Origin of the sequence: Desulfuromonas sp. (assembly GCA_002869615.1) — a bacterium.
Taxonomy (GTDB): Bacteria; Desulfobacterota; Desulfuromonadia; order Desulfuromonadales; family UBA2294; genus BM707.
The window spans coordinates 19,778-40,535 of sequence record PKUH01000101.1; the positions used below are offsets into that span (position 1 = coordinate 19,778).

Here is a 20,758-nt window from a genome sequence, read left to right on the forward strand (position 1 = left end):
CAAAACAAAAGGCACCTTGATGGGTGCCTTTTGTTTGAAGCTATATAAGAACACGCTAATCCATCGCGCTTTCAATCCGGATAAAATGCGTTTTCTCACTGACAACATCGAGCTGGTCGATCTTGTCAATCGCCTTGCGGACCTCCCCTTCAGTTGCATCATGCGTCATCAGGACGATCGGAGTCGCTCCTCCGACCACGCGGTCCGGCTGGATCATCGATGCGATGCTGATCCCGTGATCACCGAGAATGCCGGAAATTTTGGAGAGAACCCCCGGCTGGTCGAGAACTCCGACCCGCAAGTAGTACTGGGTTGAAATCTCTTCCATCGGCTTGACCGCGACATTCCTGATCGCTTCGGTGCAGTAGGCCATCGGCGGGGTTCTCTGCCCTGCTCCGGCCGCAATGCCCCGGGCAATTGACATGACATCTCCCATCACGGCACTGGCAGTCGCTTCCATGCCGGCTCCATGACCGTAGAGCATCACCGGGCCAACGAAATCTCCGACCAGGCGTACGGCATTGAAAACACCATCGACGTCAGCCAACGGGTAATGTTGCGGAACCATGGTCGGATGAACGCGGGCTTCGATCTTGCCATTGTCGGCTTTGCCGATTGCCAGTAGTTTGATTTTGTAGCCGAACTGCTTGGCGTATTCAATATCGAGGGGCGTGATATTGCTGATCCCTTCAGTGTAAACGTCGTCAAAATCGACCTTGGTGCCGAAACAGAGGGCAATCATCAATGCCAGCTTGTGCGCCGTATCAACCCCCTCAATATCAAAGGTCGGATCGGCTTCGGCGTAACCGAGTTCCTGTGCAACCTGGAGAATATCAGCAAAGGCGGCGCCTTCGTTGGTCATACGGGTCAGGATGTAGTTGCAGGTGCCATTGAGGATTCCGAAGACCGAATGGAAGTTATTGGCACAGAGATTCTCTTTAACCGAGGAGATAACCGGAATGCCGCCACCGACCGAGGCTTCAAACATAACCTCGACCCGATGCTTGGCCGCGGCGGCGAAGATTTCATCGCCATGCAGGGCGAGCAACGCCTTGTTGGCGGTCACAATGTGCTTGCCGTTCTCGATCGCCTTGAGCACAAACGTTCGCGCCGGTTAATAGCCGCCGATCAATTCAATGACAATATCGATATCCGGGTTGACCAGCACGTCATCGGCATCTGTTGTCAACAATCCGGGTTCGAGCGTGACTCCGCGATCGGTGGTAATATCGAGATCGGCGATCTTGTCAAGAATCAAATCGGCGCCGAGACGCGCCTTGATAAGCTCGGCGTTGTTCTGAAACACTTTCACGACACCGGTTCCGATTGTTCCGAAGCCCAGTAACCCAGCACGAATCTGTTTCATAATCTCCTCTTGAAATCGTTCCTAAAGTAGTGACTGTTGTTTTTCCGTTTCTGAAAAGTCCAGAACCGGTACGGTGTCAAACGAAAAAAGACATTCGATTGAAGATGCGCCCTGATCCTTCAAAACATGTCCGGCGATCGCCTTGATTTCGGCTACAGATGCATCGCGCTGGCTGTCAAGACAAAAAGCGATCCGGTCAAAACCGGCCTTGACGCATGTTTTCAGCCCTTTTCTCAATAATCGTTCCCAGACCGCACCTGAAAGTCGGCTTCTCTTGCCGCCGCCAAGGAAGAGAGCCCAGTCGGCATCGAGCTTTCCGTTGTTCTGAAAAATAACAGTGTCGCCCAGTTTCCCGGTTACTTTCCCGGCGAGAAGCAAATCGGTCAAGGCTCCATTCAACCGCCAATCGAGCAGGGATGCCGAACCATGTAGCGGCCGGTCGTCTTCGAAAAAGAAAACGGTTGCAACCTCACCTTCCATCCGGTCGGGTGGCAAATCGAGTATATAAGCTTCCTTCATTTTTTGCTTGCCTGCTGCGAAATCTTGTCAAGAATGCCATTGATGAATGGAGGGGTTTCCTTGGTGCCGTACCTTTTGCCGATTTCGATGGCTTCGTTCATCACCACATTCGCCGGGACATCGGGTTCATAGACGAGTTCGTACGTAGCCATACGAAGCAATGAGAGGTCAACCCGGGCCATCCGGTCGAGAGCCCAGTTGGTCGAGCATTTATCGATAATGGCATCGATTTCTGCAAGGTGATTAACGACACCCTTGATCAGCGTGTCGGCGAAAGCCTTGATGTCAGCTGGGACCGAACGGCCTGTATCTTCATTCGGCTCCCCGAGGACATCATCGTTAAACCTGAAATTGTCCCAGAAATCCTGCAGAATATAGTCTATCTCGACATCATGATCGTAAAGGCTGTACAGGACCTTCAGCGCGAGCTCCCGCCCGTTGCGACGTGCGCCCTGTCCCATCAGGCATCCATCGCCTTGAAGAGATTAACCATTTCGATCGCAGTGACAGCTGCCTCAAATCCCTTGTTGCCGGATTTTGTACCGGCCCGCTCCACGGCCTGTTCAATGTTGTCGGTGGTCAATACTCCGAACGCAACCGGGACCCCGGAATCGAGGCTGACCGAAGCAATACCTTTGGAGACTTCGGCGCTGACATAATCAAAATGCGGGGTCGCGCCACGGATGACAGCGCCGAGACAGATAACCGCATCGTATTGACCGGTCGCCACCATTTTTTTTGCAGCAATCGGCAATTCGAATGCACCGGGGACACGCGCAACCGTCAGATTGTCCCCGGATGCACCATGTCGAATCAGCGCATCGGTGGCACCTTCAAGCAGACGATCAGAGATGAAACTGTTGAAACGACTGACCAGCAGTCCGACTTTCAAACCGGATGCATCAAGTTTTCCTTCGATCTGTTTTGGCATTTTATTCTCCCACCCGTTAATAATCAGATGTTCTCAAGAAGATGGCCCATCTTCTCACGTTTTGTTTTCAGATACTCGATGTTGCTGCCGGTAGCCTCAACTTCGATCGGAACCCGTTCGACGATCTTAAGCCCATAACCTTCAAGGCCGACGATCTTTTTGGGGTTATTCGTCATCAGGCGGATCTGGCGAACGCCGAGTTCGGTCAGGATTTGCGCGCCGATCCCGTAATCCCGCAGATCGGCCTTGAAACCAAGGACCTCATTGGCTTCGACCGTATCATGACCTTCATCCTGCAGGGCGTAAGCCTTGAGCTTATTGATCAGACCGATGCCGCGACCTTCCTGGCGCATATAGAGGATAACCACGGCACCCTCTCGATCAATCTGCTGCATTGCCGCATGCAGCTGATCTCCGCAATCGCAACGCTGAGAGCCGAAGACATCTCCGGTCAGGCATTCCGAGTGGACACGCACCAGCACCGGTTTTTCGGGATCGATTTCCCCTTTAATGAGGGCCAGATGGTTGGCATTGTCGACCTCGTTGTCGTAAGCAATTGCCTTGAAATCACCGCCATAGGGGGTCGGCAATACGACCTCGGCGGCCCGTTTGACCAGCATTTCTTTCTGCAGGCGATAAGCGACCAGATCGGCAATGGTTACGATCCGTAAATCGTGTTTCTTCGCAAACTTCCGTAATTCGGGCATCCTCGACATCGTTCCGTCGTCATTCATGATCTCGCAAATAACGCCGGCCGGTTTGAGGCCGGCGAGACGGGACAGGTCAACTGAACCTTCGGTCTGACCGGCCCGAACCAGTACCCCGCCTTTTTTGGCACGCAACGGAAAGATATGACCGGGACGGGCGAGATCAAAGGGCCGTGTATCGTCGGCAATGGCGACCTGGACCGTCCGGGCCCGGTCGGCGGCAGAAATACCGGTAGAGACTCCGGTACGGGCTTCAATAGAGATGGTGAATGCCGTTCCGAAGGAAGAGGAGTTTTCCTGGACCATCAGCGGCAGCTCGAGTTCATCGGCCCGCTGTTCCGTCATCGAAAGACAGATCAGCCCACGACCTTCCCTGGCCATGAAATTGATCGATTCTGCCGATACCTTCTCGGCGGCAACAACAAGATCGCCTTCATTCTCACGATCTTCGTCATCAACCAGGATTATCATTTTGCCCTGGCGTAAATCCTCCAGAGCAGCTTCAATGTTGGCAATTGGCATTATAAAATCCTTTCGAACTGCCAAATATCTCACATAAAACCATGCTTGGCAAGGAAATCGCTGGTCAAATTCGACCGTTCACCGGCCCCTGAACCCTGGCCGAGGAGACGTTCAATGTACTTGCCGAGGATGTCGGTTTCGATATTGACAAGACGCCCCGGTTGACAGTCGACCAGCGTTGTTGCAGACAGGGTGTGCGGGATGATGCTGACAGAGAAGCTGCTATTGTCGACAGTATTGATCGTCAGGCTTATCCCGTCTATGGCAACCGAACCTTTCGCGACAAGGTAACGGGCATAATCGTCAGGAACAGTCAGCATGATAACGACGGCGTTTTGTTCGCGCCGGACCGAATCGACCATCCCGACACAATCGATATGGCCGGTTACGATATGCCCGCCGAGCCGGTCGCCGACGCGCAAGGCCCGTTCAAGGTTGAGACGATGACCGCTGGTCAATTTGCTGAAGGTTGTCCGTTCGAAGGTTTCCGGCGACATATCAACTGTGAACGTTTTCGCGTCTTTTTCGACCACTGTCAGGCAGGCGCCATTGACCGCTACCGAATCACCAATCGAAAGTTCCCCGGTCGGCAGCGAAGACTCGACCGTGAGCCGCACGCCCGTTCCGGATTGGTTCAGGCTTTTGATCAGACCGCAATCTTCGACAAGACCGGTAAACATCAGGAAACCTCCCCTTCGACAAGGATATCATCGGCAAACTGACGAACCGTTACGGCCTTCAGCTGGAGCGCATCTTTCATGAGCTTACACCCTGAGCCGTTAAACAGGCATTTGCCATCGTTGCCGACCAGCAGCTTTGGTGCAATGAAAATTGCCATTCGATCAACGATACCACACTTCAGGGCTTCGGCGGCAACGGTTGCACCACCTTCGAGCAGTACAGACTGAATGTCACGCCGACCCAGCTCCTGCATTGCTGCCCGCAGATCGACCCGGCCATTTCGTTCCGGAACGACGACGACTTCGGCGCCGATATTTTGCAGGGCGGTAATTTTGCCAGCATCGGCCCGGGGTGTCGTCAACAGGATGACCTGGGCCGCGGAGTCCGGGTTGAAAACCCGCGCTGTCTCCGGAATCTTCAGGTTTGAATCGACAATAATCCTGACCGGGTCTTTGCCGTTATGCGGCAGCCGGGTGGTTAATTGCGGATCATCAGCCAGCACCGTACCAACGCCAACCATGATCGCGTCTGAGACATTCCGCATCTGATGGACATGGTGGCGGCTCTGTTCATTGCTGATCCATTGCGAATCGCCATCGGCCGTTGCCGTCTGGCCGTCAAGGGTCATTGCCATTTTCAGGGTGACATAAGGAAGTCCGGTCTTTATATGCTTGGCGAAAGGCGCGATCAGTCTCCGGCAGGCTGTCTCCATAAGGCCGACCGAGACCTCAATGCCGGCATTTTTGAGACGGTCCACACCTTTGCCGGCGACCAGTGGGTTGGGGTCAAGGGTTCCGACGATAACGTTTTTTATACCGGCGGCGATAACAGCTTCGGTACAGGGGCCGGTTCGTCCCTGGTGATTGCATGGTTCGAGAGTCACATAAAGGGTCGCTCCGGAAGCCTTGGTACCGGCATCCTGGATTGCCAAAACCTCGGCATGCGGCTGACCGGCGCCGGGATGAAAACCCTGACCAACAATCCGGCCATCGACAACCAGTACGGCTCCCACCGGCGGATTCGGCCGGGTAAGGCCCTCTGCCCTGGCTGCCAGTTCAAGTGCCAGCTGCATATATTTCTGTTCAGGCATTGGTGACTCGCGGATGATCTGCAAACGATGGGGTCAGGCGCCCTTTTCACCGCTTTTGGCGAGGATATCTGTCAGTTCGGACATGAATTCGTTGATATCCTTGAACTGACGATAAACTGATGCGAAGCGAACATAAGCGACTTCATCCATCTCATGCAAGGCTTCCATGACGGCGCCGCCGATCCGGTCGGCATCGATTTCCTTCTCTCCGCTCTCCTGCAGCGATTGCTCGAGAGAGTCGACAAACCGTTCAATCGTTGCAATCGGTACCGGCCTTTTTTCGCAGGCCCGACGCATCCCGGCAATGATCTTGTTGCGATCAAAACTCTCACGGCGGCCGTCCTTCTTGACAATGATCGGCAATGACTCTTCGACACGTTCATAGGTCGTAAAGCGCCGCTCGCAATCACTGCATTCGCGACGGCGGCGGATATTGTTCCCCTCTTTTCCCAGGCGCGAGTCGACAACCCTGGTATCTTCAAAACCACAAAATGGGCACTTCATAACTCTTCATCACTTCCGCTGGCAACAGGTCCGTTAAAAACGCGAAAATCGATTTCCGACTCAGCCAGGATGTCCTTTGACAGAATGTCAGGATACCCATCGAGGTAAACGATCTCCTTGATGCCGGAATTAATAATCATTTTTGAACAGATTATACAGGGGGAGCTGGTGCAATAGAGCGTTGAACCATCTATATTGATTCCGTGTTTTGCCGCCTGAACAATGACGTTCTGTTCGGCGTGCAGACCACGACAGAGCTCATGACGCTCCCCTGACGGGATTTTCAGCTGCTCACGCAAGCAACCGGTCTCCGAGCAGTGGGTAATGCCGCTCGGCGTTCCATTGTAGCCGGTTGCAAGGATATTCTTGTCCTTGACGATAACCGCACCGACCTGTCGCCTCAGGCAGGTTGACCGTTTGGCCACCAGCTTGGCGATGTCCATGAAATACTCTTCCCAACTGGGACGATCCATTATTTCAACCGATGCGCATAGAGGGGGAACTTCTTACACAGATCCTTGACTTCATCTCTGATTGCCAGCAGCTCGCTATCGTTCTCGATGTTTTCCAGAGCCCGGGCAATCCAGTCGGCAACCTGCTTCATTTCGGTCTCCTTGAGGCCGCGGGTTGTCGTCGCCGGTGTGCCTATTCTGATTCCACTGGTTACAAAAGGTGATCGCGTGTCGAATGGTACGGCGTTCTTGTTGACCGTGATGCCAGCTTTTTCCAGGGTCTCTTCGGCAACTTTTCCGGTCAGATCGGTACCGGTAAAATCAAGCAGCATGAGATGATTGTCGGTCCCGCCGGAAACGAGTTTAAAACCGTGACCAACCAGTCCTTCAGCCAGTGCCCTGGCATTTTTAACGACCTGGGCCGCATATTCCTTGAACTCCGGCGAGAGCGCTTCCTTAAAGGCGACGGCTTTTGCAGCGATTACATGCATCAGCGGTCCTCCCTGGATACCGGGGAAGATGTTACTGTTCAGTTTCTTGGCATATTCTTCCTGGCAGAGGATCATGCCGCCACGCGGACCACGCAGGGTCTTGTGGGTTGTCGTCGTAACAAACTCGGCATGCGGTATCGGGCTCGGGTGCTCTCCGGCCGCAACCAGTCCGGCAATGTGGGCCATATCCACCATGACCTTGGCGCCGACCTGGTCGGCGATACGGCGGAACGGCTCAAATTCAATGACGCGGGGATAGGCACTGGCACCGACAACGATCAGTTTCGGTTTATGCTCTTTTGCCAGCTGCTCGACTTCTTCGTAATCGATCCGGCCGGTCTTTTCATCAACTCCGTACGGTACAATGTTGAAAAGCTTGCCGGAGAAGTTAACCGGAGAGCCGTTGGTCAGGTGGCCGCCATGCGCCAGGTTCATGCCGAGAACCGTATCTCCCGGCTGACAGGTTGCGAAATAGACCGCCATATTGGCCTGCGAACCGGAATGGGCCTGAACGTTGACATGCTCTGCTCCGAACAACTGCTTGGCCCGGTCAATCGCCAATTGTTCAGCGACATCGACAAACTCACAGCCGCCATAATACCGCTTGCCCGGATAGCCTTCAGCATACTTGTTGGTCAGCACCGAACCCTGGGCTTCAAGCACGTTTTCACTGACAAAGTTCTCAGATGCTATGAATTCAAGGCTGTACTCCTGGCGCCCGGTTTCATCGGTTATGGTTTTTGCGATTTCCGGATCAAACCCGGTTAGAGACTTGGACATGGCTGGTCATTCCTCCAGTAAAAACTTGGTAAAGAAAAGGCAGGCAAAAAGCCTGCCTGATTTATTTTAGGTCTTATAAACTGCCCGACCTGATATCGTCTTCAAGCGCTGCAATCTTGTCGAGACGGCGCTGATGCCGCCCTCCTTCATACTCCGCTTCAAGCCAGGTCTGAACCAATTTCCGGGCCTGCTCGGCCGAAAGAACACGGCCGCCCATGACGATGATATTGGCATTGTTATGTTCTTTTGACATCCGCGCGGTAAATTCATCAGTGATCAGCGCAGCCCGGATACCGGGAAACTTGTTGGCAACAATCGACATGCCGATTCCGGTGCCGCAAATCAAAATTCCATTGTCGGCCTCGCCAATCGAGACAGCGCGGGCAACCTTGATTCCGTAATCAGGATAATCCACCGAATCGTCATTGATGGTGCCGAGGTCGCTAACGCAGATGCCGAGTTCCTGAAGGTACGTCGACACGGCGTTTTTGAGATCAAGCCCGCCATGGTCACTTGCTATGACAAATTTACCGTCCACATCAGACCTTTTTAAAGAGAATGGTTGCGTTGGTTCCGCCGAAACCGAGTGAATTGGAAATCACGACATCAACGTCAGCCTCGACCGGCGTGTTCGGCACGTAATCGAGATCGCACTCCGGGTCCGGGTCCTCGTAATTGATTGTTGGCGGCAGAACGCCCCGGTTCATCGCCAGTAACGAATAGACAGCTTCAAGGCCGCCGGCCGCGCCGAGGGTGTGGCCGGTCATGCTTTTGGTCGAACTGACTTTCAACTTATACGCATGTTCACCAAAAACAGACTTGATTGCCATGGTCTCGTAAAGGTCATTATACGGAGTTGAGGTTCCGTGAGCGTTTATGTAACCGACCTCTTCCGGGTTGACTCCGGCTTTGTCGAGGGCCATTTTCATGCAGCGGGCGGCCCCTTCTCCTTCGGGCGCCGGAGCGGTCAGATGGTAGGCATCCGAGGTCAAGCCGTAGCCGCCAACTTCGGCGTAAATCTTAGCGCCTCTCTTTTTAGCGGATTCCATCTCCTCCAGAACAAGGATGCCGGCGCCCTCACCCATGACAAAACCATCACGACCTTTATCGAACGGCCGGCTGGCAGCGGCAGGGTCATCATTCCGGGTCGACAGGGCTTTCATGACATTGAAGCCGGACATCGCCAGAGGTGTGATTGTTGACTCGGTTCCCCCGGCAATCATGGCATCGACGTCACCGCGCGCAATCATATGATAGGCATCGCCGATGGAATGGGTTCCGGTTGCACAGGCCGATACAGTCGAAAGGTTCGGTCCCTTGGCACCAAAACGGATCGAAATCTGACCAGGTGCCAGATTAATAATAAGCATCGGGATAAAAAACGGTGTAATCCGTTTGTAACTTTTTTCCCGCATAACATCATGATAATGTTCCATGGTCGGCAAGCCGCCAAGGCCCGAGCCGACAAGGACTCCGAGCCGCTCGGCGTTTTCATCCGTGACTTCGTAGCCGGAATCCTCCATCGCCATCTCTGCTGCAGCCAGTGCATACTGGATGAAGAGATCCATTTTTTTCTGCTCTTTTTTATCGATGAAGTCATCGGCGTTAAAGCCTTTGACTTCACCGGCAATCCGCGTTGGCAGATCGCTGGCATCATAACGGGTAATCGGCGAAATACCGGATTGGCCCTTGATCAGAGCTTCCCAGTTTTTCTCTGTCCCGATTCCCAACGGTGAGACGACACCGATTCCTGTAACGACAACTCTACGCATTACGACCATTAACCTCCAACAGAAGTCGGATATCACAGCGAATCAAGTGATATCCGGATCGGTTGAACTTGCAGGGAGGAGGGTTTTCCTCCTCCCCTTTAATTTATCAGGAATTTTCCTTGATGTAGCTGATTGCATCCTTGACAGTCTGGATCTTTTCGGCATCTTCGTCAGAAATTTCAACATCAAATTCCTCTTCGAGAGCCATAACAAGCTCAACAGTGTCAAGGGAATCGGCGCCGAGATCGTCCATGAAGGCTGCGTTTTCAGTTACCTGGTCTTCGTCAACACCGAGTTGCTCAACAACAATCTGCTTTACTTTTTCTTCAATAGCCATGTTTTCCTCCTTGAACGTGTGGTCTGATAATCCGTTATTAATTCACATATACATTCCGCCGTTTACACCAAGTACCTGTCCGGTAATATAACCGGCCTGGCCAGATGCAAGAAACAGAACAGCCTGAGTTACATCATCCGATTCACCAAGTCTTCCGAGTGGAATATTTGATGTCAGTTCCTCTTTTGCCTTCTCTCCAAGCTCATCTGTCATATCGGTGAGGATATAGCCGGGAGCAACGACATTTACTGTTATATTGCGTCGTCCGAATTCACGCGCGTTCGATTTGGTCAGGCCGATCATGCCGGCCTTGCTGGCACAATAATTAGCCTGTCCGGGGTTGCCCATTGCACCGACGACTGAAGAGATGTTGATAATCCGGCCATAGCGTTGTTTCGACATCACCTTGGCGACGGCGCGAGTACAAACAAAGGCGCCTTTCAGGTTTGTCTCGAGTACGGCATCCCAATCATCATCCTTCATTCTGATCAGCAATCCGTCACGGGTGATTCCGGCATTGTTGACGAGAATATCGACTCGGCCAAAAGCCGCAACCGTTTCAGCTATCAACTTATCGGCATCTTCGCTTTTTGCAACATCTGCTGCAACAGCGATTGCTTCGCCACCGGCCGCCTTAATTTCATCAACAAGTTCGGCAAGGGCATTCTGGTTGCGGGCTGAAACAGCAACCTTGGCTCCTTTTTCAGCCAGAGCCAGGGCAATGTTCTTTCCGATTCCCCGTGATGCACCCGTTACAATAGCTACCTGATCATTAAACATGAGAACCCCTGAGAACGCTAGGATTTTAACAGCTTATCCAGAGAAGTACAGTCTTCGACATTAGCCGAAGCCGCCGAACGGTAAATACGTCGAACCAGCCCTGACAGCACCTTCCCCGGACCGATTTCAATAAATGTCTTTACGCCATCAGCAACCATTCGGGCAATTGACTCATCCCAGCGGACCGGAGCGCTGACTTGTGCCACCAGTAATTCCTGCAAGCGGGATGCATCACTGTTCGGCGCTGCCTCAACGTTGCTGACAACCGGAATATTCATTTCTGCAAACACAACATTGTCAAGCACCTGGGCTAGTCGCTCGCCGGCCGGAACCATCAGTGAACAATGAAAGGGTGCGCTGACCGGCAAAGGGAGTGCCCGCTTGGCACCTTTTTCTTTAGCCAGCTCGATAGCCCTCTCGACGGCAGCGGTGTTTCCGGCAATGACAACCTGCCCGGGGCTGTTGAAATTGGCCGGGGAAACAACTTCTCCCTGCGCCGCATCTCGACATACTTCTTCCAGGAGGTCGCCTTCGAGTCCGATAATAGCTGCCATTGCGCCAACACCGACCGGCACAGCCTCCTGCATGAATGCCCCGCGCTGCCGGACGGTCTTGACGGCATCGGCAAAAGCCATGGCCCCGGAGCAGACCAGTGCGGAATACTCCCCCAGGGAATGCCCCGCTGCGCTGACCGGCTGCAACTCGGATTCCTGTTGCAAAACCCGCAAGGCAGCGATACTTGTCGTCAGAATGGCCGGCTGAGTGTTGGTTGTGAGCTTCAGGTCCTCTTCCGGACCATTGAAGCAGAGTGCCGCAAGGTCGAATCCGAGAGCGTCATTAGCTTCTTCAAATACCTGCCGTGCGGCAGCGAAATTATCGGCAAGATCCTTGCCCATTCCGGCATGTTGAGAACCCTGCCCGGGAAAAACAAATGCAGTCATCTAAACATATCTCCAGATTACCAGCGGATACAGGCAGAAGCCCAGGTAAAACCTCCGCCAAAAGCATTCAGTACAATCAGATCATTATCTTTCAGTTTGCCGGCCCGGTTGGCTTCATCCATTGCCAGGGGAATGGTTGCCGCTGATGTATTTCCGTATCGATCGACATTTATATAGACTTTGTCTTCCGGCAGTTTCAGTCGCTTGGCCGCCGCTTCAAGGATTCTGATATTTGCCTGGTGCGGGATCAGCAGATCGAGGTCCTCAATTGTAAATCCATTTGAGTCGAGTGCTTCATGAGCCACTTCGGCCAGCATTTTAACGGCAACCTTGAAAACCTCATTTCCCTGCATCTTCAAAAAGTAGCCGCGATCTCTGACAATCTCTTCGGTCGGAGTGAGCGCCGTTCCGAATCCCGGTTGATAGAGCAACTCGAGATATGAACCGTCGGCATGGAGGTGAGTTGAAAGAATCCCCTGTTCACCCTCATGAGCCTCCAGAACTACGGCACCGGCAGCATCGCCAAAAAGCAGGCAGGTGTTGCGGTCCTCGTAATCGACAATTCGGGAAAGGGTCTCGGCGCCGATAACCAATGCACGCTCGATTGCCCCGGATTCAATCTGGGCAACGGCATTGCTCAGGGCATAGATAAACCCGCTGCAGGCAGCCGATAAGTCATAGGAGCCACACTGTTTGGCGCCGAGCTTGTCCTGGACAATACAGGCCGTCGCCGGCCAGGGATAGTCACTGGTAATCGTGCCGACGATGATCTGATCAATATCCTCGGCCGAGATGTCAGCCATTTCGAGTGCTTTACGGGCAGCGTTGACGCAGAGGTCGGATGTGTATTCGCCTTCGGCAGCAATGTGGCGTTCACGAATACCGGTTCGCGCTACGATCCATTCATCAGTCGTGTCCAGATACTTCTCGAAATCCTGATTGGTCATCACCTTTTCCGGGACATAAGACCCGGTACCGATAATACGTGCTCGTCTCAAACCAGTCTCCTCGTCTTAATGTTTCGCCGCCAGATCGAGTTTTGCCGCCAGCTTTTCGCTGAACCGTTGCTGGGCTGCCTCATTTGCCATTCTGATGGCGTTCATAATCGCCTTCGGATTTGATCCACCGTGGCAGATCATGGCGGTGCCCTGTATCCCGAGCAAAGGGGCGCCACCATATTCGGAATAATCAATTCTTTTTTTGAAATTCCGGAAAGCTCCTCGTGAAAGAATATAACCGATCTTGGCCAGCAGTGACTGCTCGATTTCAGTTTTCAGCATTTTACCAACGGTCTCGGCCAACCCTTCCGATACCTTGAGCAGGACATTGCCGACAAAACCATCACAAACAACGACATCCACCCGACCATTGAATATATCCCGACCCTCTACGTATCCGATATAATTAAAAGGTGCATCAGAAACAAGACGGTGTACTTCCCGGGTCAGTTCGTTACCCTTACTCAGTTCCTCGCCATTGGAAAGAATGCCGACTCGTGGCTTCTCCTTGCCCATCAACTGGCGGGCATAAACATCGCCCATTACTGCGAACTTCTGAAGATGTACGGCTTTGCAGTCAACGTTGCCACCGACATCCAGAATAAGGGTCTGATCTTTCTGGTTCGGAAAAATTGTCGCCAGAGCCGGGCGCTCGATGCCCGGGATCCTTTTCAGGACAAACATCCCGGCAGCCATCGTGGCACCGGAATTGCCGGCACTGACAACCGCCTGCGCCGTACCCTGTTTAACCAGATCGAATGCAACCCGAATCGAAGAGTTTTTCTTCTTCCTGACCGCATCGGATGCAGAATCGTGCATGCCGACAACCTCTTCAGCATGAACAATCGAAATATCCAGACCCTGAACCGGGTGGCGCGCGAGTTCCGCTTCAATGAGCGGCGTATCACCCACCAGAATAATCGACATACCCCAATTTTGCGCAGCCGCAACGACACCTTCGATAACGTCTGCAGGGGCCTTGTCACCACCCATTGCATCAACTGCTATGGTTGCTAGTTCGTTCAAGAGAAGTCCCGCTAGTCGTTATCGCCGAGAACTTCTTTTCCTTTGTAGGTTCCGCAGGCCGCGCACGCACGGTGCGGTGGCTTCAACTCTTTGCATTGGGGACAGGTAGACATGCCGGCCGGGGTCAGTGCATCATGAGAGCGGCGCATGTCGCGCCTTGATTTCGATGTCTTTTTCTTTGGAACTGCCATTTTACGTACTCCTTGTATACCTGAATCAGGTTTTATTCTTCGACTTTAAAATTTTTCAACGCGGCAAAACGCGTATCAAATGATTCCTCTGTGCAATCACAACGGTTAAGGTTCAGATTGTCTCCGCAAAACGGACAGAGACCCTTGCAGTCTCTGCTGCAAAGGGGCTGAACTGGCAATGCTATCAATAATTGTTCCTGAAGCGGCTCGAGTAAAGAGAGTTCTTCACCACTTATCAGGGTCATGCCCATTTCCTCGGCGGAGAGCTCTGTCTCCTCGTCATCATCATCAAAACAATCCGGCAAAGACTTCGAATACGTTACGAGAAAATCTGATGAAAAAGGTATCTGATAGGAATCGAGACAGCGACCACAAGCAAGTCTGAGCTCCGTGCTTACATGACCTTTGACTTCTATCAGGTCCATCAGGCGACTGATTTCAATTCGATAATGTATCGGCTCGGGAAAACTCGCAATTTCTTCTCTGGCCAGTTCGACCAATTGAGGAAAATCGGAAGGGTCGGTTTCGCCTTCCAGCGATAATCCCTTATCTTCAATTTCATCCAGTTTGATAGTGAGCAAAACGCGCTCCGGTACTACGTTATCGAAGTCGGCTAGTATAAAGATTGCCCTATTATTGTCAAGGGAAATAAACCATCCGCCAGACCCTTCGACAGCATGACTTTATTAGCCCAAACATCATGAATTTGCAAGATAATTTTTCTTAATAACTATTGATCTTTATTGTTAATTTGCCTATAAGGATTGCCATCCACACATGTCCCCCTGAAAGGAACTGTCAAGCTCATGTCATTGCCGGAAGAACCGATTGCCAGACTGCGTTTTATAATGTCACATCTCAGGTCTGCTCATGGATGCCCATGGGATCAAGCGCAAACACCCGTAACCCTCAAACCTTATCTCCTTGAAGAGGTTCACGAACTTCTGGATGCATTAAACGGGGGCGACGAAGAAGAAATCAGGGATGAACTGGGTGATTTATTGCTGCAGGTCGTTTTTCTTACCGAGATATTCAATGAAAAAGAATCCTTCAATCTTGATGATGTCGCAACATCGATCTGCAACAAACTGATCAGACGACACCCGCATGTTTTCGAAAACACCTCAGAAAACGATAATGTTGATCTCGATCGCCAATGGGAAACAATCAAGAATTCGGAACAGAGAAGACCGGTGAATACACGGCTCGGCAATCCCCTGCCACCCATGCCGGCCCTTCTGGCGGCGCAAAAGATGACGCAGAAAGCAGCGCGTACAGGTTTTGACTGGTCGCAACATGAAGCAGTCATCGACCAGCTTGAAGAAGAAATCACAGAACTCAAAGAGGCTCTTGCGGCAAATGAGCGTGATCACGCTATCCACGAATTTGGCGACATCCTTCTGACCGTTGTCAACCTGGGACGGCAACTCGATATTGATGCTGAAACAACCCTGCAGCAGACAATGAACCGCTTCCGGTCGAGATTCATCCGTATGGAAGAGTTAATTGCAGCTGACCATCTCGATATTTATTCAATAGATCTGGATTGCATGAACGGTTACTGGCAGCAGGCAAAGAAAGATGAACAGGCAGATTGACAAAAAACCACTTAAAATCAGTGTGTTGTATACACTCTTGAACGTTTTCCACAAAAACTGTTGATAAAATGTTAAAAAGGTTGTGTATAAAATTATCGACGCTGTATCTATCGTAGGAAATGCCATTTTGCACAATTTTTAATCAAATTAAAATAACTTGTAAATTCAATGACTTATGCTACAAAGGTGACAAATGATAGCCAAAGATTAGAATAAGTTACCTTTCGAACCATATTTCTCAATTTAAGGTATTATTGTGTTTGTAAAGCTCTCTATCCTGTTTATAACCATCCCTATTTGTGAGATTTTCATCTTTCTCCAGGCGGGAGAAATCATTGGCCTGTGGCCGACGATCCTGACCGTTGTCCTGACCGGTCTCGCCGGTGCTTATCTGGCCCGGACCCAGGGTTTTGATCTGCTTCAGCGAATCGGGAAAAGCATGGATGCTGGCGAATTGCCGGCAAATGAACTTGTTGACGGAGTTTTTATCTTGTCAGGCGGGTTACTGTTATTAACGCCGGGCTTTCTGACCGACCTGTTGGGGTTCATCTGTCTTGCACCGATCAGTCGAATACCGTTGAAGCAGTTGCTGGTTGGCTGGTTTAAGAGAAAGGTTGAAAAGGGTGAGATCGTAATTGGCAGATACTAGTCAGGCGGCAAGCAGGGTGTAGGAATCTTCGACCAGAGCATCCATGTAGTCCTCTACATATATCGACTCAACAGTCGGGACCCGGTCAAAGGGATTGTCGGCGATCAGCGGTTGAATCAATTTCACCCCGGAGATGCCGCTACTCATGAATATGACACCGCACACCAATGGCAAACCGGCGTTGGCAAGGAAATGCAAAGCCAACCCCCGACTCCTGCCCCAGACCCGTTTCATCGAAGTCAGTCGATAAAACTCGTGGTCAGCCATAACCTGCAGCAGTGACAGCATGGCGACTACAAAAGAAAAAATTCCCATTGCGATGTAAGATTTCATACTAACCCCCACAACGGTTTTTTTTCATTCTATCAATTCATCGGGACAATTTCCAGAAACAAAACCATTCACTGTCGACTGCTATTCACCAATAATCTTCACCAACACCCTCTTTTTGCGATTCCCGTCAAATTCCCCGTAAAAGATCTGCTCCCAGGGGCCAAAATCGAGACACCCTTGACTGATCGCAACGACAACCTCACGCCCCATTACCGATCTTTTCAGGTGGGCATCACCATTATCTTCGCCGGTCAGGTTATGTTGGTATCTTGATAATGGCTGATGCGGAGCCAATTCTTCCAGCCATTTATCAAAATCGGCATGCAGACCGCTTTCATCATCATTGATAAAAACAGATGCTGTGATATGCATTGCATTGACAAGGCAAAACCCTTCATCTATGGAGCTTTCCCGGAGGCACTCTTTGACCTCAGGTGTAATATTGACAAAGCCCCGGCGCGACGGAATATCAAAACAGAGTTCTTTTCGAAATGATTTCATATCTTCCTCCATCCATTGTATAATGGGAATATATATGAATATGTCCGCGTCATCAACAAACGCCAAACGTATATATGCCATTATCTGCTGCCTGCTGACGACTCTGCTCATTACAGGGTGTGAGCGGGGACTGAACATGGATGGAGATGGGGACACCCGTGCCAAAATAATCTCCGAAAACCACGTCCGTACCGTTCTTGATACATACCAGAAATTTTCTTATCGATGGGACCAGATTGATGCAGGCGTCCCACCCTTGATGCTTGAGGAATTCCCGACCGACATCCATCTGATCCGCTCTACCGATAAAAAGAAAAAGTTTTTCTTTCTGTCGGTTCTGCCGCTGGCCCTGATGGGAAATAACGAAATCAGGCAGCATCGGAATGCTGTTGAGTACTACCTTGGTTTTATCGACCAGGGCAAGGAGCTCTCGCTACACCAACATGAAGAATTATTAAAGATACAGAGCTATTATAAAGTGGAAGGCGATATACTGCATGACCGCTCGGCACGCGAGCGCCTGCTTCGGCGCGTCGATACCATCCCCCCTTCCCTGACTCTCGCCCAGGCGGCTAACGAATCGGGCTGGGGCCTGTCTCGATTTGCCCAACAGGCCAACAATATCTTCGGGGAATGGACATTTACCCCCGGGACCGGCCTGGTGCCCAAAGGCCGACCCGAGGGCGAGATCTATGAAGTCAGACGATTTGACAGCCTGTATGCTTCGATCCGATCCTACCTGCGCAACCTGAATACGCATCGGGCCTATCGATCAATGCGGAGCGTCCGTCAAAGACTCCGCGACAACAACCTGCCATTAACCGGCTACACCCTGGCCGGAGAGATGCAATTCTATTCCACCCGCCGCGAAGCTTATGTCAGGGAGATCCGGGCGATAATCTCCACCAATCATCTGGAGAAGGTGAATAACGTAGCACTGCTCGAGCGGGCGGTGCCGGCGCCGGTTGAAGATGCGCCAAGGAAGAAGGGGTTGCTCAGTTCCGGAGACGGTCGACCAAACCCTTCAGAAACCTGAATCAAGACGGAACCAGGGTTGACTGAACCAGGCCCAGCCCCCTCCTTTTTTCAGAGGAGCGGTCAGAGTGTACTTGTTCCGCCGACCGGCCAGGGGTTTTTCCGCCCTGATGGCAACAACCCCCTCCTGATGATTAACAATTTCAATCAGCAGACGGTTATCCCCCTGGACGAAGCCCTGAAGTTGTCCCAGATCGTATTCGTCGGGCGCGATCCTGACTTTCAGAGTCGGCGGATCAACATCTAGCAAAACAGGGCTTGGCGGAGAGAGCACGGCAGCATTGAGCGCATGCATCGACGCTTTGCTGCGAAAGGATTGCAGGCTGGCAAAAGGACCACCCATCGGGAATCGGGGAAGAGCAAAAAGATCGCTTTCACTTGATATAACTCCTGACTGCTGGGCTACGGCAGCACTGAAACCGAGTGAACGGACCAGCTTGGCCAGGCGGGGAGAGTATTCGCCATAGGGGTAGGCAAAGATTCGTGGGCGTGATCCGAGTTCGCGCGCGAAGACTTCTTGCGCCCTGAGGATATCAGCCCTGACCCTCTCTTCCCATCCGGCTCGATCTTCACCGTCCTCCCGTTCAAGCAGATAATCATGGGTTGCGGTATGGTTGCCGATTTCGACACCCTCCGCCGACAATTTCCTTAACTGATCCCAGTCGAGGTACCCGGGACTGCCTACGCCATCGGTATTAACAAACAGGGTGACCGGAATCCTGTATTTCCGAATCAGGGGCATTGCATTTTCGAGGAAAGAATCGAAAGCATCATCGACCGTAATTGCCACAACCTGACCAGGCAGGCCTTCAGCTGTATGCAGAGAGTCGACAATTGCAGAAAGGGACACCACGGTCTGACCGCTCTTCTTCAGGTGTTCAAGATGGCTCGCAAACAAATCGGGGTCTATATTGGTAGAAGGATAGCGGCTTTCGCCAAACCGGTGATAGATGAACACATTGGCCTCTCCGGCATCAACAGCAGCGGGGTTGGCCAGCAAGGAGAGCAGGAGGATGAGAATAAACAGAACCGGGACCAGCAGGATTCTGACCGGTGAAAAATTCATATTGATTTCACCTTGCCGCGCAGGTAGCGCCGAATGGAGTTGCGAGCCTTTGGTGTCACTGCCCATTCAAGCCATTTCGGAAGGACCATAACTGTTTCTGCACGGGTAATATCGACCTGATCACCATCCATCAGTCGGGATTTCAAAAGCCTGGTTCTTCCGTTGATGCGGGCATTAACAGCGTGCAAACCGAGCTTTTCGTGAATATCGAAGGCAAAATCAAGAACGCAACTCCCTTCGGGAAGTACCCGCATATCGCCCAGGGGGGTATAGACCTGAATGGTTCTGGAGGCAAGCCGAAGAGATTCGGCATCAAAAGCAGTCTCACCTTCGAGCAGGGCATGCATCAGTTCGGCAAAGTTTTTCTTTCTGAACTCAAAACCCGGGGCCAGAACGCCCGAATCATTGAAGCGCGCCAGTTTGCGTGTCGTGATTTCGATCCGCACCCTCTCCTCACCCGCCTGAATTGTCGATTTCAATGACTGATAGCCATGCAGGGAGGGGACTGAAAGGTGATCACGGAGTTTGCCGGGAATCGGTGGATAGAGCCCGTGTATCAAGCCGAGAGCCATATACGCTTCCATCGTGTGATCAACCTGTATATCAAGCGTGTAAACAGCCTGTAATCCTCTTTTTATAGCGCGTGCTGCCGGAATCGTAAAAGCCCGCCAGCGGTTGTTGAGGGAAAAGGAAATTTTATGGTGATCAAGCGCGGAATGAATCTCGGCTCGCAACTTTCGTAAAAAAACCTTGGAACTCGACTTGATTTCCTTCAGCCCGTTATTGTAGCGTTTTGCCCGGGTTGGATAAAGAATATTGAGTGACAGGGATTCGAGTTCGGTCGAAACGTAACCCATCCCGAGATGCAGGGCCAGGGGGACATATATTTTACGTGTCTCTTCGGCAATCAGGGACTGTTTGGCTGCCGGCAAAGCCCCGATCGTCTGCAGATTGTCAACCCGGTCCCAGAATTTCAGACAGAGAACCCGGATGTCTTCAATGGCAACCAGTAACTGTTTCCGGTAGGTTTTTTCCTTGAGTACATTGCGGCTGAGATTTCTATCGGCAGCCTTGGTCAGACCGCTGACAAGCAGTGACACCTCACTGCCAAACTTTTCTTCTACATGGCTCAGGGTGACCGGGGTATCTTCGACGACATCATGAAGAAGAGCCGCAATAACGGACGGGAACCCCATCCAGTGCCGGGCCGCCAATAGTGCTACCCGCAATGGATGAAAAAAATATGGTTCTCCCGATTTGCGGAATTGATCGGCATGGGAGTCGCGACCTAACTCGATCGCCTTGTGGAAACTGTCGATACTGTGGTCGAACTCCGCTTCAGACATACCACCGCCGTGGTGCGTGACCAGCAACTCCAGGATATCATTGATCAGACGTTGCTCGAGGCGCTTATCGTATTTCCGGGGCGTATCCGGCAGTATTTCAGCGATCAGGGAATCAGCCATCGTTACCGTTTATCTTATTCCG

25 protein-coding genes and 1 pseudogene are annotated in these 20,758 nt (G+C 51.8%); 3 read left to right on the forward strand and 23 right to left on the reverse strand.

Annotation, left to right across the window (positions count from 1 at the left end):
* Nucleotides 1-55: 55 nt before the first annotated feature.
* The 19 genes and pseudogenes from C0623_10760 to C0623_10850 all read right to left on the reverse strand — a co-directional run bounded on the left by C0623_10760 (nucleotide 56) and on the right by C0623_10850 (nucleotide 14,669).
* Nucleotides 56-1,366: pseudogene (locus tag C0623_10760) on the reverse strand (homoserine dehydrogenase).
* Nucleotides 1,367-1,387: 21 nt separating this feature from the next.
* Complete coding sequence (locus C0623_10765) at nucleotides 1,388-1,885, reverse strand: hypothetical protein (protein PLX98943.1); 498 nt, start codon at nucleotides 1,883-1,885, stop codon at nucleotides 1,388-1,390.
* Nucleotides 1,882-2,346 (reverse strand): transcription antitermination factor NusB, encoded by a 465-nt coding sequence (gene nusB, locus C0623_10770; GenBank protein ID PLX98944.1) that lies wholly within the window; start codon nucleotides 2,344-2,346, stop codon nucleotides 1,882-1,884. The genes C0623_10765 and nusB overlap by 4 nt, the downstream gene beginning before the upstream one ends.
* Nucleotides 2,346-2,816 carry a 6,7-dimethyl-8-ribityllumazine synthase gene (locus C0623_10775; GenBank protein PLX98945.1) on the reverse strand — a complete coding sequence of 157 codons (471 nt, stop codon included), beginning with the start codon at nucleotides 2,814-2,816 and terminating at the stop codon, nucleotides 2,346-2,348. The genes nusB and C0623_10775 overlap by 1 nt, the downstream gene beginning before the upstream one ends.
* Before the next feature lie 23 nt (nucleotides 2,817-2,839).
* Nucleotides 2,840-4,045, reverse strand: coding sequence for a bifunctional 3,4-dihydroxy-2-butanone-4-phosphate synthase/GTP cyclohydrolase II (locus tag C0623_10780; GenBank protein ID PLX98946.1), 1,206 nt, complete (start codon nucleotides 4,043-4,045; stop codon nucleotides 2,840-2,842).
* Between the two features lie 29 nt (nucleotides 4,046-4,074).
* The gene (locus C0623_10785; protein ID PLX98947.1) at nucleotides 4,075-4,725 is read right to left on the reverse strand and encodes a riboflavin synthase; all 651 of its coding nucleotides are present in this window, start codon (nucleotides 4,723-4,725) and stop codon (nucleotides 4,075-4,077) included.
* On the reverse strand, nucleotides 4,725-5,816 hold the full coding sequence (ribD, locus tag C0623_10790) for a bifunctional diaminohydroxyphosphoribosylaminopyrimidine deaminase/5-amino-6-(5-phosphoribosylamino)uracil reductase RibD (GenBank protein ID PLX98980.1): 1,092 nt from the start codon (nucleotides 5,814-5,816) through the stop codon (nucleotides 4,725-4,727). The genes C0623_10785 and ribD overlap by 1 nt, the downstream gene beginning before the upstream one ends.
* A 33-nt stretch (nucleotides 5,817-5,849) precedes the next feature.
* On the reverse strand, nucleotides 5,850-6,320 hold the full coding sequence (locus C0623_10795) for a transcriptional regulator NrdR (GenBank protein PLX98948.1): 471 nt from the start codon (nucleotides 6,318-6,320) through the stop codon (nucleotides 5,850-5,852).
* Nucleotides 6,317-6,793, reverse strand: a complete 477-nt coding sequence (locus tag C0623_10800; protein PLX98949.1) for a cytidine deaminase — start codon at nucleotides 6,791-6,793, stop codon at nucleotides 6,317-6,319. Before C0623_10800 ends, C0623_10795 begins: the two co-directional genes overlap by 4 nt.
* Complete coding sequence (glyA, locus tag C0623_10805; protein PLX98950.1) at nucleotides 6,793-8,043, reverse strand: serine hydroxymethyltransferase; 1,251 nt, start codon at nucleotides 8,041-8,043, stop codon at nucleotides 6,793-6,795. Before glyA ends, C0623_10800 begins: the two co-directional genes overlap by 1 nt.
* A gap of 73 nt (nucleotides 8,044-8,116) precedes the next feature.
* The gene (gene rpiB / locus C0623_10810) at nucleotides 8,117-8,581 is read right to left on the reverse strand and encodes a ribose 5-phosphate isomerase B (protein ID PLX98951.1); all 465 of its coding nucleotides are present in this window, start codon (nucleotides 8,579-8,581) and stop codon (nucleotides 8,117-8,119) included.
* A gap of 1 nt (nucleotide 8,582) precedes the next feature.
* Nucleotides 8,583-9,815, reverse strand: a complete 1,233-nt coding sequence (gene fabF / locus C0623_10815) for a beta-ketoacyl-[acyl-carrier-protein] synthase II (GenBank protein PLX98981.1) — start codon at nucleotides 9,813-9,815, stop codon at nucleotides 8,583-8,585.
* Nucleotides 9,816-9,921: 106 nt separating this feature from the next.
* The gene (locus tag C0623_10820) at nucleotides 9,922-10,152 is read right to left on the reverse strand and encodes an acyl carrier protein (GenBank protein ID PLX98952.1); all 231 of its coding nucleotides are present in this window, start codon (nucleotides 10,150-10,152) and stop codon (nucleotides 9,922-9,924) included.
* Nucleotides 10,153-10,194: 42 nt separating this feature from the next.
* Entirely contained in the window at nucleotides 10,195-10,932 is a 738-nt protein-coding gene (locus C0623_10825; GenBank protein PLX98953.1) for a 3-oxoacyl-ACP reductase, read from the reverse strand.
* A gap of 17 nt (nucleotides 10,933-10,949) precedes the next feature.
* Complete coding sequence (fabD, locus tag C0623_10830; protein PLX98954.1) at nucleotides 10,950-11,873, reverse strand: [acyl-carrier-protein] S-malonyltransferase; 924 nt, start codon at nucleotides 11,871-11,873, stop codon at nucleotides 10,950-10,952.
* A 17-nt stretch (nucleotides 11,874-11,890) separates the two neighbouring features.
* On the reverse strand, nucleotides 11,891-12,871 hold the full coding sequence (locus C0623_10835; protein ID PLX98955.1) for a 3-oxoacyl-ACP synthase: 981 nt from the start codon (nucleotides 12,869-12,871) through the stop codon (nucleotides 11,891-11,893).
* 15 nt (nucleotides 12,872-12,886) lie between these two features.
* A complete protein-coding gene (locus C0623_10840) occupies nucleotides 12,887-13,897 on the reverse strand; it encodes a phosphate acyltransferase PlsX (GenBank protein ID PLX98956.1) in 1,011 nt (336 codons plus the stop codon).
* An 11-nt stretch (nucleotides 13,898-13,908) separates the two neighbouring features.
* Nucleotides 13,909-14,088, reverse strand: coding sequence for a 50S ribosomal protein L32 (locus C0623_10845; GenBank protein ID PLX98957.1), 180 nt, complete (start codon nucleotides 14,086-14,088; stop codon nucleotides 13,909-13,911).
* 32 nt (nucleotides 14,089-14,120) lie between these two features.
* Complete coding sequence (locus tag C0623_10850; GenBank protein ID PLX98958.1) at nucleotides 14,121-14,669, reverse strand: hypothetical protein; 549 nt, start codon at nucleotides 14,667-14,669, stop codon at nucleotides 14,121-14,123.
* Between the two features lie 225 nt (nucleotides 14,670-14,894).
* Between C0623_10850 and C0623_10855 the strand changes: the two genes are divergently transcribed.
* Both C0623_10855 and C0623_10860 read left to right on the forward strand, forming a co-directional pair.
* Nucleotides 14,895-15,686, forward strand: a complete 792-nt coding sequence (locus C0623_10855; GenBank protein ID PLX98959.1) for a nucleoside triphosphate pyrophosphohydrolase — start codon at nucleotides 14,895-14,897, stop codon at nucleotides 15,684-15,686.
* Between the two features lie 256 nt (nucleotides 15,687-15,942).
* On the forward strand, nucleotides 15,943-16,335 hold the full coding sequence (locus C0623_10860; protein PLX98960.1) for a membrane protein FxsA: 393 nt from the start codon (nucleotides 15,943-15,945) through the stop codon (nucleotides 16,333-16,335).
* Here C0623_10860 and C0623_10865 read toward each other — a convergent pair whose 3' ends face one another.
* On the reverse strand, nucleotides 16,336-16,668 hold the full coding sequence (locus tag C0623_10865) for a hypothetical protein (protein ID PLX98961.1): 333 nt from the start codon (nucleotides 16,666-16,668) through the stop codon (nucleotides 16,336-16,338).
* Between the two features lie 81 nt (nucleotides 16,669-16,749).
* Nucleotides 16,750-17,169 carry a secondary thiamine-phosphate synthase enzyme gene (locus C0623_10870; protein ID PLX98962.1) on the reverse strand — a complete coding sequence of 140 codons (420 nt, stop codon included), beginning with the start codon at nucleotides 17,167-17,169 and terminating at the stop codon, nucleotides 16,750-16,752.
* On the opposite strand from C0623_10870, the gene C0623_10875 reads away from it, so the two are divergent.
* Nucleotides 17,069-18,205 carry a hypothetical protein gene (locus C0623_10875; protein PLX98982.1) on the forward strand — a complete coding sequence of 379 codons (1,137 nt, stop codon included), beginning with the start codon at nucleotides 17,069-17,071 and terminating at the stop codon, nucleotides 18,203-18,205. The two genes, C0623_10870 and C0623_10875, sit on opposite strands and share 101 nt — an antisense overlap.
* Here the strand turns inward: C0623_10875 and C0623_10880 are convergent.
* Nucleotides 18,194-19,336 carry a hypothetical protein gene (locus C0623_10880; GenBank protein PLX98963.1) on the reverse strand — a complete coding sequence of 381 codons (1,143 nt, stop codon included), beginning with the start codon at nucleotides 19,334-19,336 and terminating at the stop codon, nucleotides 18,194-18,196. The two genes, C0623_10875 and C0623_10880, sit on opposite strands and share 12 nt — an antisense overlap.
* Nucleotides 19,267-20,736, reverse strand: a complete 1,470-nt coding sequence (locus C0623_10885; GenBank protein ID PLX98964.1) for a phosphohydrolase — start codon at nucleotides 20,734-20,736, stop codon at nucleotides 19,267-19,269. Before C0623_10885 ends, C0623_10880 begins: the two co-directional genes overlap by 70 nt.
* Nucleotides 20,737-20,758: the final 22 nt, after the last annotated feature.

Excerpts from the sequence above, each read along its gene's own strand:
- C0623_10845 (PLX98957.1), bottom strand. The coding sequence starts at position 14,088 with ATGGCAGTTCCAAAGAAAAAGACATCGAAATCAAGGCGCGACATGCGC.
- fabD (PLX98954.1), bottom strand. The coding sequence starts at position 11,873 with ATGACTGCATTTGTTTTTCCCGGGCAGGGTTCTCAACATGCCGGAATG.
- C0623_10865 (PLX98961.1), bottom strand. The coding sequence starts at position 16,668 with ATGAAATCTTACATCGCAATGGGAATTTTTTCTTTTGTAGTCGCCATG.
- C0623_10880 (PLX98963.1), bottom strand. The coding sequence starts at position 19,336 with ATGGGCAGTGACACCAAAGGCTCGCAACTCCATTCGGCGCTACCTGCG.
- C0623_10795 (PLX98948.1), bottom strand. The coding sequence starts at position 6,320 with ATGAAGTGCCCATTTTGTGGTTTTGAAGATACCAGGGTTGTCGACTCG.
- C0623_10875 (PLX98982.1), top strand. The coding sequence starts at position 17,069 with ATGGAGCTTTCCCGGAGGCACTCTTTGACCTCAGGTGTAATATTGACA.
- C0623_10785 (PLX98947.1), bottom strand. The coding sequence starts at position 4,725 with ATGTTTACCGGTCTTGTCGAAGATTGCGGTCTGATCAAAAGCCTGAAC.
- C0623_10765 (PLX98943.1), bottom strand. The coding sequence starts at position 1,885 with ATGAAGGAAGCTTATATACTCGATTTGCCACCCGACCGGATGGAAGGT.
- ribD (PLX98980.1), bottom strand. The coding sequence starts at position 5,816 with ATGCCTGAACAGAAATATATGCAGCTGGCACTTGAACTGGCAGCCAGG.
- C0623_10870 (PLX98962.1), bottom strand. The coding sequence starts at position 17,169 with ATGAAATCATTTCGAAAAGAACTCTGTTTTGATATTCCGTCGCGCCGG.
- C0623_10775 (PLX98945.1), bottom strand. The coding sequence starts at position 2,816 with ATGCCAAAACAGATCGAAGGAAAACTTGATGCATCCGGTTTGAAAGTC.
- nusB (PLX98944.1), bottom strand. The coding sequence starts at position 2,346 with ATGGGACAGGGCGCACGTCGCAACGGGCGGGAGCTCGCGCTGAAGGTC.
- C0623_10780 (PLX98946.1), bottom strand. The coding sequence starts at position 4,045 with ATGCCAATTGCCAACATTGAAGCTGCTCTGGAGGATTTACGCCAGGGC.
- C0623_10825 (PLX98953.1), bottom strand. The coding sequence starts at position 10,932 with ATGTTTAATGATCAGGTAGCTATTGTAACGGGTGCATCACGGGGAATC.
- glyA (PLX98950.1), bottom strand. The coding sequence starts at position 8,043 with ATGTCCAAGTCTCTAACCGGGTTTGATCCGGAAATCGCAAAAACCATA.
- C0623_10820 (PLX98952.1), bottom strand. The coding sequence starts at position 10,152 with ATGGCTATTGAAGAAAAAGTAAAGCAGATTGTTGTTGAGCAACTCGGT.
- fabF (PLX98981.1), bottom strand. The coding sequence starts at position 9,815 with ATGCGTAGAGTTGTCGTTACAGGAATCGGTGTCGTCTCACCGTTGGGA.
- C0623_10800 (PLX98949.1), bottom strand. The coding sequence starts at position 6,793 with ATGGATCGTCCCAGTTGGGAAGAGTATTTCATGGACATCGCCAAGCTG.
- C0623_10855 (PLX98959.1), top strand. The coding sequence starts at position 14,895 with ATGTCATTGCCGGAAGAACCGATTGCCAGACTGCGTTTTATAATGTCA.
- C0623_10885 (PLX98964.1), bottom strand. The coding sequence starts at position 20,736 with ATGGCTGATTCCCTGATCGCTGAAATACTGCCGGATACGCCCCGGAAA.